The sequence below is a fragment of the Citrobacter sp. Cf132 genome, from assembly GCF_030333885.1.
Taxonomy (GTDB): domain Bacteria; phylum Pseudomonadota; class Gammaproteobacteria; order Enterobacterales; family Enterobacteriaceae; genus Citrobacter; species Citrobacter freundii.
The window spans coordinates 68385-83745 of the sequence record NZ_JAOWFA010000029.1 but is presented as its reverse complement, the minus strand read 5'-3'; the positions used below and the strand labels follow the sequence as shown (position 1 = coordinate 83745).

The following is a 15361-nucleotide window of genomic DNA, read 5'->3' as shown; positions in this document are numbered from 1 at the left end:
GTCAGTGGAGGCGCATTATAGGGAGTTATTTCAGGCTGACAAGGGGAAATTTAAAATAATCTTCCGAGTGCGTATTTTTTATTCTTTACGTTTATTTTAACGACGTTTTGTTGGTTAATTGGGCTATTTCCCGCGCGAATCTCGCAACCTGTTCCCAATCGGTATACACCACTTCTTTATTCGTATCCGTTTCACCACCTGACATCTTCATTATCAGTTGGATCATAACGCGGTCATACCAGCGATAGCGGGGATACAGCAAAGCACCCGCAATGACTGCACTGTGATCTGGTCGCCACGGCGAACTCATCAGGAACTTACGCGCATAGCTGTTGGTTTGCGGCGTACGTTTCTCCGGTTTACGGGCAACGAGGTTTACGGAGTAGAACGCACTCGGCATCGAATTCAGCCGTGTGGCATGCTTTTTCACAAACTCCTGAAAAGCAGCATGGTAATGACCATAGCGAATCGAGGCGCCAATCACCACGCTGTCATAATTTTGCCAGTCCGGCTCCGCGGTACGATGCAAATTAACAACATCTGCCCAAACGCCCAGCTCTTTGAGTTCAGAAGCCAGATATTCCGCGATTTCACGCGTTTGTCCGTCCCGGGAAGAAAAAAGAATCAGTGTTTTCACGTGTTACTCCATTATTCACGCCAGAAGGTAGGGGTAAAGAGCACCAGCAGAGTAAAGACCTCCAGACGACCAAACAGCATATTGGCAATCAGGATCCACTTCGCCACAGGGTTCATACTGGCAAAGTTGTCGGCAACAACCCCCAGTCCAGGCCCCAGGTTATTCAACGTTGCCACAACAGAGGCAAACGCGGAGAAGTCATCAACGCCGGTCGCAATAATCGCCAGCATACTGATAATAAAGACCAACGCATAGGCAGAGAAGAATCCCCATACGGCTTCAAGAATTCGCTCCGGCAACGCACGGTTACCCAGTTTGATACTGTAAACCGCATTCGGATGAACCAGTCGTTTCAATTCGCGGTTGCCTTGCTTAAACAGCAGCAGGATACGAATCACCTTCAAGCCCCCCCCCGTCGACCCGGCACAGCCGCCGATAAAAGCAGAACACAGCAGCAGCACCGGCAGGAACAGCGGCCAGCGGGCAATACTGTCCGTGGTAAATCCGGCAGTCGTCGCCATCGATACCACCTGGAAAAAGGCCTGGTTGATCGTCGTGAGCGCCGAGCCATAGGTATTGTGTATCCACAGCACCAACGTACAGACAGCCACCAGCGTCAACTGCACGCCGATGAACATGCGGAATTCCGGATCGCGCCAGTAAACCTTCAGACTACGCCCACTTAATAAAGAGAAGTGCAGACCATAGTTACAACCGGAGATCAGCAAGAAGATAGCAATAATCGTATTAATCGTGGGACTGTCGAAATACCCCACGCTGGCATCGTGTGTGGAAAAACCACCGATGGCAATCGTGGCAAAACTGTGCCCAATGGCGTCAAACGCGGGCATCCCGGCAAACCATAGCGCCAGCGCGCACGCCACCGTCAGTAATACATAGATAAGCCACAGCGTTTTCGCCGTTTCGGCAATACGCGGGCGCATCTTATTATCTTTCAGCGGCCCCGGCATTTCTGCCCGATAGAGCTGCATCCCACCCACGCCAAGAATAGGCAGGATAGCCACCGCCAGCACGATGATCCCCATCCCGCCGAACCATTGCAGCATCTGGCGATAGAAGAGAATCGCGTGTGGCAATGAATCCAGCCCCACCAGCGTCGTCGCACCGGTAGTGGTCAATCCGGAAAAGGATTCAAAAAAAGCGTCGGTTATCGTCAGGTTAGGGCTTTCCGCAAAGATGAACGGTAGCGCACCCACGCTGCCCAGAACGGTCCAGAACAAAACGACAATCAGAAATCCTTCGCGCGATTTCAGCTCGCCCTTCTCTTTACGGTTTGGCCACCACAGCATGGAGCCGATCGCCAAAGCAACGAAGAAAGTTTGGGTGAATGCACGCCCTGCCCCGTCACGGTAGATGAGCGCTACCAGTCCAGGGATAATCATTGTCCCCGAGAATAAGATGACCAGTAGTCCAACGATTCGGGTGATGGCGCGAAAATGCATCTCTGCCGCTTCCTTAGTTCTTTAAAATGAGGTGGGGATTATTCTTCAATCGCTAACAATTGCAATGAACCACGACTAAAATCCGCCAGTTTTGCCGAAAACTCATCCACTTTGGCAAAAGGAAGCGCCACCCTGAGTCGAACAAAAGCCTGGTAATCACTGGCAACAACTTTACCGTCAAACTGCCCCAGCAAGGCTTCAATGCCTGCCAGCTGACCGTACTCACACTGCAAAGTATATTCGGTTAATGGCGTCTTGCGCTGTGTCGTTAACTGGCGCAACGCCTGATTCACACCGCCGCCGTAAGCTTTTACCAACCCTCCAGTACCGAGAAGGATACCGCCGTAGTAGCGCACGACTACAGCGGTAATCTCACCGACACCGCTCCCCATCAGTTGTGCGAGCATCGGTTTACCTGCCGTACCCGCCGGTTCGCCATCGTCTGAAAATCCCAGCTGCTGCGAGTCATTGGGCGCACCCGCCACCCATGCCACGCAATGGTGGCGGGCGTCCGGGTGTTCCGCTTTGACTGACTCAACAAACGCTTTTGCCGCTTCAACGCCGTCCGTATGGGCGAGCAGCGTAATGAAGCGGCTTTTTTTGATCTCTTCGACGACGCTAACCGGCGCCGCAGGGATTAACCAACTGTCCATTACGCCAGTTTCAAATCCCGCGTCATGTTTTCGATATTGTTTTCGTGGACCACCACGTTGTCTTCAATACGAATACCGCCGAACGGTTTCAGGGCTTCAATTTTCTGCCAGTTGAAGTGTTTGCTGAACTGCCCTTCACGCCATGGCGCCAGCAGAGATTCAATGAAGTAAATGCCCGGTTCGATGGTCAGAACCATGCCCGGTTGCAATACGCGGGTGCAACGCAGGTAAGGATACTTCGACGGCGCGGCCAGATGGGTACCACTGTCATCCTGCATAAAGCCAGCGACATCATGTACCTGCAGGCCCAGCGGGTGACCAATGCCGTGTGGCATAAACGGCCCGGTAAGATCGTTTTCTACCATCGCCTCTTCACTCATATCGGTGATGATTTGATGCTTACGCAGCAGCTTCGCGATGCGCTGATGGAACTGAATGTGGTAATCCACGTAGCTGGTACCTGCTTTCATGGTGGCAATCAGCGCCAGCTCTTCGTCGTTAACGTCTTTCACCAGATGCGCATAGTCGTTGTCGCTTTTCGCCGACCAGGTACGCGTCAGGTCTGCCGCATAGCCGTTGTATTCCGCGCCAGCGTCGAGCAGGAAGCTGCGGATTTCAGACGGCGCCTGATGATCCAGCTTGGTGTAATGAAGAACCGAAGCATGCTCGTTAAGCGCCACGATGTTGCTGTATGGCACGTCGGTGTCGCGGTGACCGGTGGCAGTCAGGTAAGCGAGGTTGATGTCAAACTCGCTCATTCCGGAACGGAACGCTTCTTCTGCTGCACGGTGTCCATTTACCGCCATTTTCTGCGCTTCGCGCATACAGGCCAGTTCGTAGTCCGTTTTATAGGCACGGTAATAATGCAGGTAGTCAATCACCCCTTTCGGGTTGATGTTGCTGGCCGCGATGTCCAGTTGCAGGGCACGTTCCGGAACCGGGCCAATGTAACCGATATTGCCGCGAGCAGCTGGCAGTTGGCTACCGATACCATCCGCTTTCGGCAGCGCGATGATCTCGATTTCTTCCGTCCAGAAAGAGGTAGGCAGCGGCTCAACGTTGTGCCAGTAATCGACCGGCAGGTAGAACCACAGTTTCGGCTTGTTTACGCCATCCACCAGCAACCAGCAGTTAGGAACCTGCGTGACAGGCACCCAGGCTTTGAATTGCGGATTGACCTTAAACGGGTACGGATGATCGTCGAGAAAGACGTTAACAAGTTCGCCTGAGTGAATAAGTAACGCATCCAGCTTGAAGCGCTCCAGCGCGTCGCGCGTCCGTTCTTGTAAGGTAACGATATGATTTTTATAGAGTGCGGCCAGTGATTCCATTTTCTACCCTTCTGTTTTTTTGACCTCAAGTCTCCGCATCTTAGCACATCGCTTTGTGAGTGCGTGATTTCTGCCGAGCGTGATCGAATCGTCATTTCTTTAATCATTCATTTGCATTTTTTTAACATAAAACACACACTTCGATTCATCTGGTATGACCAGATCACCTTGCGGATTCAGGAGACTGACATGCTTTACAAAGGCGACACCCTGTACCTCGACTGGCTGGAAGATGGCATCGCCGAACTGGTGTTCGATGCCCCTGGTTCGGTCAATAAACTCGACACGGCCACCGTTGCCAGCCTGGGCCATGCGCTTGATGTGCTGGAAAAACAACCGAATTTAAAAGGGCTGCTTCTGCGCTCTAACAAAGCAGCCTTTATTGTTGGTGCCGATATCACCGAATTCCTTTCACTGTTCCTCGTGCCTGAAGAGCAACTGAGCCAGTGGCTGCATTTTGCCAACAGCGTCTTTAACCGCCTCGAAGATCTACCTGTTCCGACCCTCTCAGCGGTAAATGGCTATGCGTTGGGCGGTGGCTGCGAGTGTGTCCTGGCAACCGACTATCGTCTGGCAACGCCGGACCTGCGCATTGGCCTGCCGGAAACCAAGCTGGGCATTATGCCGGGCTTTGGCGGCTCCGTGCGTATGCCACGTATGCTGGGAGCGGACAGCGCGCTGGAAATTATTGCGGCAGGTAAAGATGTTGGTGCTGAGCAGGCGCTAAAAATCGGTCTGGTCGATGGCGTAGTGAAGCAAGACAAACTGCTTGATGGCGCGATCGCGGTATTACGTCAGGCGATTAACGGCGACCTCGACTGGAAAGCCAAACGTCAGCCTAAGCTGGAGCCGTTGAAACTCAGCAAAATTGAAGCGGCTATGAGCTTTACCATCGCCAAAGGCATGGTGGCGCAGACGGCAGGTAAGCATTATCCCGCACCGATTACCGCGGTAAAAACCATTGAAGCAGCGGCTCGTTTTGGCCGTGAAGAAGCGCTGAATCTGGAAAATAAAAGCTTTGTGCCACTGGCGCACACCAGTGAAGCTCGCGCGCTGGTTGGGATCTTCCTTAACGATCAGTTCGTGAAAGCCAAAGCCAAAAAGCTCACCAAAAATATTGAAGCACCAAAGCAAGCGGCAGTGCTGGGTGCAGGCATTATGGGCGGCGGCATCGCTTACCAGTCAGCCTGGAAAGGCGTGCCGGTTGTCATGAAAGATATCAACGACAAATCATTAACGCTGGGCATGACCGAAGCGGCCAAACTGCTGAACAAACAGCTTGAGCGCGGCAAAATTGACGGTCTGAAAATGGCGGGCGTGATTTCCACTATTCATCCAACCCTCGACTATAGCGGTTTTGAGCGTGTGGACGTGGTGGTTGAAGCGGTCGTGGAAAACCCGAAAGTGAAAAAAGCGGTACTGGCGGAAACCGAAGATCAGGTACGCCCGGACACCGTACTGGCGTCGAATACCTCGACCATCCCAATCAACGAGCTGGCCAGCGCGCTCAAGCGCCCGGAAAACTTCTGTGGGATGCACTTCTTTAACCCAGTACACCGCATGCCACTGGTTGAGATCATTCGCGGCGAGAAAAGCTCGGATGAAACCATCGCCAAAGTTGTCGCATGGGCAAGCCAGATGGGCAAAACGCCAATTGTGGTCAACGACTGCCCCGGTTTCTTCGTGAACCGCGTGCTGTTCCCGTATTTTGCCGGTTTCAGCCAGCTGCTGCGCGATGGGGCGGATTTCCGCAAAGTCGATAAAGTCATGGAAAAACAGTTTGGCTGGCCGATGGGCCCGGCTTATCTGCTGGACGTGGTGGGAATTGATACCGCACATCACGCGCAGGCAGTGATGTCCGCAGGCTTCCCTCAGCGTATGCAGAAAGATTATCGCGACGCGATAGACGCCCTGTTTGATGCTAACCGTTTCGGACAGAAAAACGGTCTTGGATTCTGGCGTTATAAAGAAGACAACAAGGGCAAGCCGAAAAAAGAAGAGGATGCCACCGTTGATGATCTGCTGGCAGAAGTCAGCCAGCCGAAACGCGAATTCAGTGATGAAGAGATTATCGCTCGCATGATGATCCCAATGGTCAACGAAGTGGTACGGTGCCTGGAAGAAGGCATTATAGCCAGCCCGGCAGAAGCCGATATGGCACTGGTGTATGGCCTGGGCTTCCCTCCGTTCCACGGCGGCGCGTTCCGCTGGCTGGATACGCTCGGCAGCGCGAAGTATCTCGATATGGCCCAGCAGTATCAGCACCTCGGAGCGCTGTATGAAGTTCCGGCTGGTCTGCGTGATAAGGCGCGCCATAACGAACCGTATTATCCCCAGGTTGAGCCTGCCCGCCCGGTTGGCAGCCTGAAAACGGCTTAAGGAGTCACAATGGAACAGGTTGTAATTGTTGATGCGATCCGTACCCCGATGGGCCGTTCAAAAGGGGGGGCGTTTCGTAACGTGCGGGCAGAAGATCTCTCCGCACACTTAATGCGTAGCCTGCTGGCGCGTAATCCGGCACTGGATCCAACCGCGCTGGATGACATTTACTGGGGCTGTGTGCAGCAAACGCTGGAGCAGGGTTTCAACATCGCCCGTAACGCCGCGCTGCTGGCGGAAATTCCGCACTCCGTTCCGGCGGTCACCGTGAACCGCCTGTGCGGTTCATCAATGCAGGCGCTGCACGACGCGGCACGTATGATCATGACCGGCGATGCTCAGGCATGCCTGATTGGTGGCGTGGAGCATATGGGCCATGTACCAATGAGCCACGGCGTTGATTTCCATCCGGGCATGAGCCGCAACGTAGCAAAAGCGGCGGGGATGATGGGTCTGACCGCAGAAATGCTCTCCCGCATGCACGGCATCAGCCGTGAAATGCAGGATGCTTTCGCCGCACGTTCACATGCTCGCGCCTGGGCTGCAACACAGTCTGGCGCATTTAAAAACGAAATCATCCCAACCGGCGGTCATGATGCCGACGGCGTGCTGAAGCAGTTTAACTACGATGAGGTTATCCGCCCGGAGACAACCGTTGAAGCGCTCTCCACCCTGCGCCCGGCGTTCGATCCGGTTAGTGGAACGGTCACTGCCGGTACATCCTCCGCGCTCTCCGACGGCGCAGCGGCGATGCTGGTGATGAGTGAAAGTCGCGCCCGTGAGCTGGGTCTGACGCCACGAGCCCGTATTCGTTCGATGGCTGTTGTTGGCTGCGACCCGTCAATCATGGGTTACGGTCCGGTTCCAGCCTCAAAGCTGGCGCTGAAAAAAGCGGGACTCTCCACCAGCGACATCGGCTTGTTTGAGATGAACGAAGCCTTTGCCGCTCAGATCCTGCCGTGCATTAAAGATCTGGGACTGATGGAGCAGATAGACGAGAAGATCAACCTCAACGGCGGCGCGATCGCTCTGGGCCACCCACTGGGATGCTCCGGGGCACGTATCAGCACCACCCTGCTCAACCTGATGGAACGCAAAGACGTACAGTTTGGCCTGGCGACGATGTGTATCGGGTTAGGTCAGGGCATCGCGACGGTATTTGAGCGAGTTTAATCAAAGATAAATTCCCCTAAATAATTCGCGCTGCATCGCGGCGGCAACTGAGCGAATCCCCGGGAGCATAGATAACTATGTGACCGGGGTGAGCAAAGGCAGCCAACAAAGAGGCAGTGTGAATTATGACGGGGAAAGGTTTAGTTGCCGTTCTTCCCGCCTGTCAGGGGCGGGTTTTTTATTTCCCTGAACTACCACGCACCACTAACTGCACCGGCAACAGCAGATTCTCTTCCTGATTTTCTTCCAGCAATAAACGCAGCGCTTCACGCCCCAATTGTTGTTTATCAACCGCAATGGTGGTGAGTGGTGGATGTGACCAGGCCGCAGCATCAATATCATCAAACCCCACCAACGCAAGATCTTCCGGGATACGTATACCCTGCTGCGCACACACCCGTTGAACAACCAGCGCTGCCGCGTCGTTATAGGCAAAAATAGCGTCGGGCGGCTCTGGCAGGCTGAGCAATTCATTAATCGCCTCCACCAAAGATTGCTCGGTATCCAGCAGTGGCGGCGCAATGGCTTCATACTCTGGCGGCATCAGCAAACGGGATTCATACAATGCCTGACGGTAGCCCTTCTCGCGCTGACGGATGCTGTAGTGCGCAAGCGAACTGGCAAGAAAAGCGATACGGCTGCGCCCTTGCGCAATCAGATGTTGCGTGGCCAGATAACCGCCTAGGGTATTGTCCGGGTTCACGCAAGGCAGGCCCGGCGCCCAGAGATCCACCAGCACCAACGGCAGTTTCATCTGTTGCAGCAAGCCAAGTAATTCAGGCTCAAAAAATCCCGCGCAGATCAGCGCATCAGGCTGGTGCAACATCACCTGCTCACTCACTGCATCGCCTGGACCAATGGAGAGAAAGCTCAGCGCAATACCATGGTCACGACAGTTATCTTCTATCCCCAGCAGCAGTTGAGAATAAAACGGCAATGCCCGGCTGATATTGTGCTGGCGGTGCAGCAAAAACAGGACGCGTTTGATCTTGTCTGCACGCAGGCGAGAAAAATCATAACCCTGCTGCTGCGCCACAGAAATAATGCGCAGCCGGGTATCTTCACGTAGCCCTGGCTGCCCTTTCAGGGCGCGGGAAACCGCGCCAACCGAGACACCACAAGCTTCGGCAATGTCCCTGATACGTACAGGTTTCGTCATGTCACTCTCATTGATTTACGCTGGCCTTTTGCGCCCCCAGCCAGGCCGCGCCGCGTACGCCGCTGCTGTCACCGTGTCGGGCCTGAACGATCGGCGTACGGCACTGTTTACCAAATACGTACTGCGCCACTCGCGCCTGCAAGCCTGAGTACAGTAAAGTGATATTGGATACCCCACCGCCCAGCACGATAACATCGGGATCGAGCGTATTCACCACCCCCGCCAACGCGCGCGCCAGCTGATCGCAATAGCGTTCCCATAACAAACAGGCATCTGCATCACCCGATTCTACCCGCTGCATAATATGTGGCACACCTGCATGTTGCGCGGTGTGATTCATATACTGACGCTCCAGGCCGCTGCCGGAAATAAAGCTCTCAATACAGTTCACCTGTCCGCAATAGCATGTCACTTCAGCCCCATCCCGAGATTCGTGGTAGCGCGGCAATGCATTATGTCCCCACTCTCCTGCACAGGCGTTAGGCCCAGAGATCAAACGGTTATCGATGCATAGTCCACCGCCGCAACCGGTACCGAGGATCACGCCAAATACCACGCTATGCCCGTGTCCGCTACCGTCCATCGCTTCCGACAGGGTAAAGCAGTTGGCATCATTAGTAACAGGCACGGGTATTCCTAACGCTCGCTCAAGGTCTTGAGCAAAAGCCTGCTGATTCAACACCAGGATGTTCGAATTCTTAATCAAACCTTCGCTATCCACCGCGCCAGGCACTCCAACACCAACCGATAAAGACTGATTAACGGCCAGTCTGGCCTTAGAAATCATCTCCGTCACGGCCTGGAAAAAATCACCGTAACTCTGCTTTGGTGTCGCACATCGCTCGCGGTAAACAATTTCACCCACGTTATCAATCACCACCGCTTCAATTTTAGTCCCGCCGATATCCAGTCCGAGCCTCATGGTTTTCCCTCGTTGATGTCCAGCAATGTGATGCGATACAGCTTGCCTATTTTGTTTACTAAACAAAATGAGACCAGTCACAAAAAATCAGTTTTATGGTTAATAGACAGGAAAAACATGTTTACTAAAAATGTTCTGAAAAGAGGAGCTGTGAGACCGGGCTTGCACCCTGTTAGAAGAAGTAAGGTTGGTGATGGATGCGCCGGAAGGACTCCGGCGCACAGCGCTTAAATGAACGCGAACGCGTCGCCAAACAGGCGATCTTCACGTGCCTGACGCTCATTACAGAACAGGTCGCGCGCGATTTTTGCCATCTCAAAACGACCGGCAATGTAGATATCGTGTTCCGCCAGAGTACCGTAATCCTGCAATACTGCCGTTAACACGGTTCCCGTACGACCACGCCAGCCGTCTTCAGGCTGCTCTACCACCGGCTCAACACGCAGGTTCGGGTGATTCACCGACAATGCTTCCAGCTCTGAGAGATCGTAGAGATGCTTCTCTTCGCGCCCGCCCCAGTAAATCGTGATATCGCGGTTGGGATTGCGTGCCAGCGCGGTAAGCAGAATAGAACGAACGTAAGAGAACCCTGTACCTCCGGCAATCAGGATCAGCGGGCGCTCGTCTTCATCACGCAGCCAGGCTTCGCCGTGCGGAATATCGACCTTGATTTCCCGGTCTTTCAGAATACGGTCCATCACGGCCATGGCGTAAAGATTTAGCTCAGAGGCGCCAACGTGCAGCTCAATGAATCCTTGCTCGTCCGGCGTTGATGCCATGGAGAACGGACGCTTATCCCTTTCGTCCATCACGACCATTAAATACTGGCCAGCACGAAAGGAAAACGCCGCGTCTGGCACTAAACGAACGCGATATACGGTGTCAGTTATAGCTTCTACCGAGGTCACTTTACAGCTTAAGGTTGTCATGCGCTCTCTCTGTCGGATCAATAGGCAAAACGATCGCGCCTCAGGCGCTTTTGCCGTCATTAAAGATGGCCAGTTCATCCCAAATTGCGTCAATACGCGCAGTCACTTCAGGATCTTTTTTAATCGGACGTCCCCATTCGCGTTGGGTTTCGCCCGGCCATTTATTTGTGGCATCCAGCCCCATTTTTGAACCAAGGCCGGAAACCGGCGAGGCAAAGTCCAGGTAATCAATTGGCGTATTCTCTACCAGTACCGTATCCCGGGCGGGGTCCATACGGGTAGTAATAGCCCAAATTACATCATTCCAGTCGCGCGCGTTAACGTCATCATCGCAGACAATAACAAATTTGGTGTACATGAACTGGCGCAAAAACGACCAAACACCCATCATGACGCGTTTGGCATGGCCTGCGTACTGTTTTTTCATCGTCACCACGGCCAGACGATATGAACAGCCTTCCGGAGGCAGGTAAAAATCGACGATTTCCGGGAACTGCTTTTGCAGAATAGGAACGAATACTTCGTTCAGCGCCACGCCGAGCACTGCTGGCTCATCAGGCGGACGTCCGGTATAGGTAGAGTGATAAATAGCATCTTCACGCTGGGTAATGTGGGTGACGGTAAAGACCGGGAAATTATCTACTTCGTTGTAGTAGCCGGTATGATCGCCATAGGGCCCTTCTGGAGCCAGCTCGCCCGGTTCGATGTACCCTTCCAGTACGATTTCTGCGCTGGCAGGCACTTCCAGGTCGTTGGAAATACATTTGACCACTTCGGTCTTGGTACCGCGCAACAGCCCGGCAAATGCGTACTCGGATAATGTATCAGGAACGGGTGTCACAGCCCCCAGAATGGTCGCAGGATCGGCCCCCAACGCCACTGAAACCGGGAAACGTTCACCAGGATGCGCCGCGCACCATTCCTGATAATCAAGCGCGCCGCCGCGATGGGACAACCAGCGCATAATAAGCTTGTTTTTACCAATCAGCTGCTGGCGATAGATGCCCAGATTCTGCCGCTCTTTATGCGGACCACGCGTGACGGTGAGTCCCCAGGTAATCAGCGGCGCGGCATCTTCCGGCCAGCAGGTCATAATCGGAATGCGGTTTAAATCAACGTCATCGCCTGAGTAGATTTTTTGCTGACAAGGCGCACCGCGCAACCGCTTAGTCGGCATGTTCAACACCTGCTTAAACTGCGGCAGCTTATCAAACAGATCGCGGAATCCTTTCGGTGGCTCTGGCTCTTTCAAAAACGCCAACAGTTTACCGACTTCTCGTAGCGCCGAGACATCTTCTTGTCCCATCCCCATCGCAACACGCTTTGGTGTGCCAAACAGGTTACATAGCACCGGCATTGAATAGCCTTTCGGATTCTCAAACAGTAACGCAGGCCCACCGGCACGCAGAGTGCGATCGGCAATTTCAGTAATTTCCAGGTGGGGATCCACCTCAAGCGAAATGCGTTTGAGCTCGCCCTGCTGTTCAAGCAGCGTCAGGAAGTCGCGTAAATCGTGATATTTCATGGCGTCCATTGTGGCCTCTTCGTAAGCGCTTCATTATACGGCGTTCATCATTGTGATGCTGTATTTTTGTTAAATTAGCGTGAACTCTGGCGATACATATAAGCCCTGGGAGTATATACCCATTGGGTTTCAGCCTGCGTTGAGGCGGGTATAATTAACTTAACGCATGGCTTTTGCTATGCTGGCGCTCAGAACAAGCGGATAAGAGTTATTATGCAATCCTGGTATTTACTGTACTGCAAACGTGGGCAACTTCAGCGAGCCCAGGAACACCTGGAAAGACAGGCGGTGAACTGCCTGACGCCTATGATCACCCTGGAAAAAATAGTGCGCGGTAAACGTACCACAGTCAGTGAACCACTATTCCCTAATTACATGTTTGTCGAGTTCGACCCGGAAGTGATCCACACCACCACTATCAATGCCACGCGTGGTGTCAGCCATTTCGTCCGTTTTGGCGCGACGCCTGCGACAGTTCCTTCTCCCGTTATTCACCAGCTTTCTATCTACAAGCCTGAAGGAATTGTTGACCCGCAAACTCCTCAGCCAGGGGACAGCGTGATTATTACTGAAGGGGCGTTTGAGGGGCTAAAAGCGATCTTCACCGAACCGGATGGCGAAGCGCGTTCCATGCTACTGCTTAACCTGTTGAATAAAGAGGTTAAGCAGAGCGTGAAAAATACCGGCTTTCGGAAAATTTAAGCCGTTTAGAAGGTCACTTCGAACAGCGTTCGGACGTTAGCATCAATGGTTGCTGACAGCCATTGAGGATTTTCACCGCGCCAGTGGGCAATACGCTCAAGAATATGTGGCAGGTGCGCCGGTTCATTGCGCCGTGACGTCGGTTTAGGCGTTAAGTCGCGAGGGAGTAGGTAAGGCGCATCGGTTTCAATCAGCAGCCTTTCCACCGGAATAAACGGCAGCAGTTCCCGCAGTTCCATCCCCCGGCGCTCATCACAGACCCAGCCGGTGATACCGATATAGAGTCCCCGGTCCACGCAGTCCTGCATCTCCTGTCGCGTTCCGGTAAAACAGTGCAGCACCGCGCCTGGGAGGCTATCCAGCCACGGCTCCAGCAACGTCAGAAAACGCTCGTGGGCATCCCGACAATGCATGAAAATCGGCATCTGCAGTTCAGCAGCAATGCGCAGCTGCGCCTCAAAAGCACGTTCCTGCTCCTGCGGCGTGGAGAAATTGCGATTGAAATCCAGACCGCACTCGCCAATAGCGACCACCTCAGACTGGTTTGCCAGCGCGATAATCTCGTCTTCCGTTGAGGACTGCCATTGGCTGCTGTCATGCGGGTGCACGCCAGCCGTGGACCAGCAATGCGGATAATGCTGTGCCAACTTTAGCGCCTGCTGGCTTTCGTGCAGGTTTGTTCCGGTCAGAAGCATACCGTTTACGCCCGCAGCAAAGGCGCGCGCCACAACATCATCCCTGTCTTTTGCAAATTGTGAACTGGTTAAATTAACGCCAATGTCAAACATGCTACCTCCCATATGACAACCGCCCTGACGGGCGGTTGAATTTACTCTTCTGTTTTCTCGGTGGCTTCGGCTTCTTTTGCTTCTTCAGCCTCGTTGTCCTCATCTCGCGTACGTCGCTTGCCGACATAGAAACGAGAGAAGAAAACGCCCACTTCAAACAGGCAGTACATCGGTATCGCCAACAACGTTTGCGAGAAGACATCTGGCGGGGTCAGTAACATCCCGACGACGAATGCTCCCACCACAACGTAAGGTCGTTTCTTACGTAAATCGTCTGGCGTCGTAATGCCCATCCAGCATAGCAGCACAATGGCGACAGGGACCTCAAAAGAGACACCGAAAGCCATAAATAGCGCCATTACAAAGCTGAGATAGCTGGCAATGTCCGTTGATACCTGCACGCCTTGCGGAGCCGTGTTAGCCAGAAAACCAAACGCCAACGGGAAGACGACAAAATAGGCGAATGCCATGCCGATGTAGAACAGCAACGAACTGGAGACCAGCAGCGGCACAACCAGGCGACGTTCATGTTTGTACAAAGCAGGCGCAATGAATGCCCATACCTGGTAGAGGATCACTGGCGCTGACAGGATCAGCGACACCATGAAGGTCAACTTGATTGGCGTAAAGAACGGCGAAGCCACATCGGTGGCGATCATCGTTGCGCCCTGCGGCATCTGTTTAATCAGCGGCGCTGCAACCATATGGTAAATGTCGTTGGCAAAATAAACCAACGCCAGAAAGATCACGATTACCGCAATAATGCAGTTCAGGAGTCGCTTACGCAGCTCAATAAGATGCGTGATGAGCGGTTGGGTATCTTCTACAGACATGTTTACGGTTTATCACTCGACGAGGGTGAGGATTCGACAACAGGTGCGGCAGCTTTCTTTTCTGCATCCATCAACGTGGCGGAAGCGTTTTCCGTCAGCTCTGGCGTTTTAGCATCCGTGGATTCCGGTTTTTGCTCCGGCGAACTGGCCTGATTTTCAGCGGCGGCAGGGGTGACCCCTTCTCGCTGCGCTTCACCTTCTTTCACCACCGGATTATGGATAGTGTGCGCTTCATCGCTCGCTTTCTCAGGATCGTGCACGCTGTATGAACGCTTCATCGATTCCGCCGCTTCACGCAGCTCATCCATTGACGCTTTCAGCTCCGGGGTCAGATTTGTCAGGCTCGCTTTCTCTACTTTCTTCAGGCTGTCCTGAAACTCCTGAAGCTTAAGCTCCTGGGTCAGTTCATTCTGAACAGTAGTTGCCAGGGAACGTAAAGCACGCACCCAGCCAGCCACCGTTTTTACCGCTACGGGTAATCGTTGCGGCCCCAGGACGATGAGGCCGATCACGAACACCAATAACAGTTCGCTAAAACCGATATCAAACACGGATTATACCTGCTCTTTATCTTGGCTTTTGGCGTCTTCCTTTTTCACTTCGCCCTGCTTATCGGTGATGGATTTAGCTGTAAAATCAGCGTCCTGGCTGGTTTTATCTTGCTTAGGCTCATCATCACCCATCGCTTTTTTGAAGCCTTTAATCGATGCGCCAAGATCGGAACCGATGGAGCCGAGTTTCTTGGTGCCAAATAGCAGTACAACGATGACGGCAATGATCAACAACTGCCAAATACTGATACCACCCATACATGTTCCTCTGTCATAGATGATGAATTAATAAGGCCGTAGTATACGTTACACGGCC

15 protein-coding genes are annotated in these 15361 nt (G+C 53.3%); 3 read left to right on the top strand and 12 right to left on the bottom strand.

All coding sequences use genetic code 11. The annotated features are described in order from the left end of the window. Nucleotides 1-91 precede the first annotated feature (91 nt). Genes hemG through pepQ form a run of 4 tightly spaced genes read right to left on the bottom strand, consistent with a single transcriptional unit; the run spans nucleotide 92 to nucleotide 4084 of the window. Nucleotides 92-637, bottom strand: a complete 546-nt coding sequence (gene hemG, locus OGV85_RS01530) for a menaquinone-dependent protoporphyrinogen IX dehydrogenase (protein WP_003017846.1) — start codon at nucleotides 635-637, stop codon at nucleotides 92-94. Nucleotides 638-648: 11 nt separating this feature from the next. Continuing rightward, complete coding sequence (trkH, locus tag OGV85_RS01525; protein ID WP_003017848.1) at nucleotides 649-2100, bottom strand: Trk system potassium transporter TrkH; 1452 nt, start codon at nucleotides 2098-2100, stop codon at nucleotides 649-651. A gap of 38 nt (nucleotides 2101-2138) precedes the next feature. Continuing rightward, a complete protein-coding gene (locus OGV85_RS01520; RefSeq protein ID WP_003017851.1) occupies nucleotides 2139-2753 on the bottom strand; it encodes an IMPACT family protein in 615 nt (204 codons plus the stop codon). Then, nucleotides 2753-4084, bottom strand: coding sequence for a Xaa-Pro dipeptidase (gene pepQ / locus OGV85_RS01515; protein WP_032950648.1), 1332 nt, complete (start codon nucleotides 4082-4084; stop codon nucleotides 2753-2755). Before pepQ ends, OGV85_RS01520 begins: the two co-directional genes overlap by 1 nt. Before the next feature lie 189 nt (nucleotides 4085-4273). Between pepQ and fadB the strand changes: the two genes are divergently transcribed. Both fadB and fadA read left to right on the top strand, forming a co-directional pair. Beyond that, complete coding sequence (gene fadB / locus OGV85_RS01510) at nucleotides 4274-6463, top strand: fatty acid oxidation complex subunit alpha FadB (protein ID WP_003017855.1); 2190 nt, start codon at nucleotides 4274-4276, stop codon at nucleotides 6461-6463. Between the two features lie 9 nt (nucleotides 6464-6472). Continuing rightward, nucleotides 6473-7636 carry an acetyl-CoA C-acyltransferase FadA gene (gene fadA / locus OGV85_RS01505; RefSeq protein WP_003017858.1) on the top strand — a complete coding sequence of 388 codons (1164 nt, stop codon included), beginning with the start codon at nucleotides 6473-6475 and terminating at the stop codon, nucleotides 7634-7636. 178 nt (nucleotides 7637-7814) lie between these two features. Here the strand turns inward: fadA and OGV85_RS01500 are convergent, their stop codons facing one another. The 4 genes from OGV85_RS01500 to ubiD all read right to left on the bottom strand — a co-directional run bounded on the left by OGV85_RS01500 (nucleotide 7815) and on the right by ubiD (nucleotide 12180). After that, nucleotides 7815-8795, bottom strand: a complete 981-nt coding sequence (locus tag OGV85_RS01500) for a LacI family DNA-binding transcriptional regulator (protein WP_061547948.1) — start codon at nucleotides 8793-8795, stop codon at nucleotides 7815-7817. A 7-nt stretch (nucleotides 8796-8802) separates the two neighbouring features. Then, entirely contained in the window at nucleotides 8803-9717 is a 915-nt protein-coding gene (locus OGV85_RS01495; protein ID WP_061547947.1) for an ROK family protein, read from the bottom strand. Between the two features lie 227 nt (nucleotides 9718-9944). Next, a complete protein-coding gene (fre, locus tag OGV85_RS01490) occupies nucleotides 9945-10646 on the bottom strand; it encodes an NAD(P)H-flavin reductase (protein WP_003017873.1) in 702 nt (233 codons plus the stop codon). 40 nt (nucleotides 10647-10686) lie between these two features. After that, a complete protein-coding gene (gene ubiD, locus OGV85_RS01485; protein ID WP_003844649.1) occupies nucleotides 10687-12180 on the bottom strand; it encodes a 4-hydroxy-3-polyprenylbenzoate decarboxylase in 1494 nt (497 codons plus the stop codon). A 204-nt stretch (nucleotides 12181-12384) separates the two neighbouring features. Between ubiD and rfaH the strand changes: the two genes are divergently transcribed. Continuing rightward, nucleotides 12385-12873 (top strand): transcription/translation regulatory transformer protein RfaH, encoded by a 489-nt coding sequence (gene rfaH / locus OGV85_RS01480; protein WP_003017881.1) that lies wholly within the window; start codon nucleotides 12385-12387, stop codon nucleotides 12871-12873. A 5-nt stretch (nucleotides 12874-12878) separates the two neighbouring features. On the opposite strand, the gene tatD is transcribed toward rfaH, so the two are convergent. From tatD to tatA, 4 genes are read right to left on the bottom strand one after another with little or no spacing between them, the layout of a single operon-like run. Next, nucleotides 12879-13661, bottom strand: a complete 783-nt coding sequence (gene tatD, locus OGV85_RS01475; RefSeq protein ID WP_003017882.1) for a 3'-5' ssDNA/RNA exonuclease TatD — start codon at nucleotides 13659-13661, stop codon at nucleotides 12879-12881. Between the two features lie 41 nt (nucleotides 13662-13702). After that, nucleotides 13703-14494 carry a Sec-independent protein translocase subunit TatC gene (gene tatC / locus OGV85_RS01470; RefSeq protein WP_003017884.1) on the bottom strand — a complete coding sequence of 264 codons (792 nt, stop codon included), beginning with the start codon at nucleotides 14492-14494 and terminating at the stop codon, nucleotides 13703-13705. A 2-nt stretch (nucleotides 14495-14496) separates the two neighbouring features. Further along, a complete protein-coding gene (tatB, locus tag OGV85_RS01465) occupies nucleotides 14497-15045 on the bottom strand; it encodes a Sec-independent protein translocase protein TatB (RefSeq protein ID WP_061547946.1) in 549 nt (182 codons plus the stop codon). 3 nt (nucleotides 15046-15048) lie between these two features. Then, nucleotides 15049-15303: a Sec-independent protein translocase subunit TatA gene (tatA, locus tag OGV85_RS01460; RefSeq protein ID WP_003017888.1), complete on the bottom strand. Its 255-nt coding sequence runs from the start codon at nucleotides 15301-15303 to the stop codon at nucleotides 15049-15051. Nucleotides 15304-15361: the final 58 nt, after the last annotated feature.

Bases quoted from the DNA above. Each gene is read 5' to 3' on its own strand.
- tatD (WP_003017882.1), bottom strand. From the start codon at position 13,661: ATGTTTGACATTGGCGTTAATTTAACCAGTTCACAATTTGCAAAAGAC.
- ubiD (WP_003844649.1), bottom strand. From the start codon at position 12,180: ATGGACGCCATGAAATATCACGATTTACGCGACTTCCTGACGCTGCTT.
- rfaH (WP_003017881.1), top strand. From the start codon at position 12,385: ATGCAATCCTGGTATTTACTGTACTGCAAACGTGGGCAACTTCAGCGA.
- fre (WP_003017873.1), bottom strand. From the start codon at position 10,646: ATGACAACCTTAAGCTGTAAAGTGACCTCGGTAGAAGCTATAACTGAC.
- pepQ (WP_032950648.1), bottom strand. From the start codon at position 4,084: ATGGAATCACTGGCCGCACTCTATAAAAATCATATCGTTACCTTACAA.
- OGV85_RS01500 (WP_061547948.1), bottom strand. From the start codon at position 8,795: ATGACGAAACCTGTACGTATCAGGGACATTGCCGAAGCTTGTGGTGTC.
- OGV85_RS01520 (WP_003017851.1), bottom strand. From the start codon at position 2,753: ATGGACAGTTGGTTAATCCCTGCGGCGCCGGTTAGCGTCGTCGAAGAG.
- fadB (WP_003017855.1), top strand. From the start codon at position 4,274: ATGCTTTACAAAGGCGACACCCTGTACCTCGACTGGCTGGAAGATGGC.
- tatA (WP_003017888.1), bottom strand. From the start codon at position 15,303: ATGGGTGGTATCAGTATTTGGCAGTTGTTGATCATTGCCGTCATCGTT.
- trkH (WP_003017848.1), bottom strand. From the start codon at position 2,100: ATGCATTTTCGCGCCATCACCCGAATCGTTGGACTACTGGTCATCTTA.
- tatC (WP_003017884.1), bottom strand. From the start codon at position 14,494: ATGTCTGTAGAAGATACCCAACCGCTCATCACGCATCTTATTGAGCTG.
- OGV85_RS01495 (WP_061547947.1), bottom strand. From the start codon at position 9,717: ATGAGGCTCGGACTGGATATCGGCGGGACTAAAATTGAAGCGGTGGTG.
- fadA (WP_003017858.1), top strand. From the start codon at position 6,473: ATGGAACAGGTTGTAATTGTTGATGCGATCCGTACCCCGATGGGCCGT.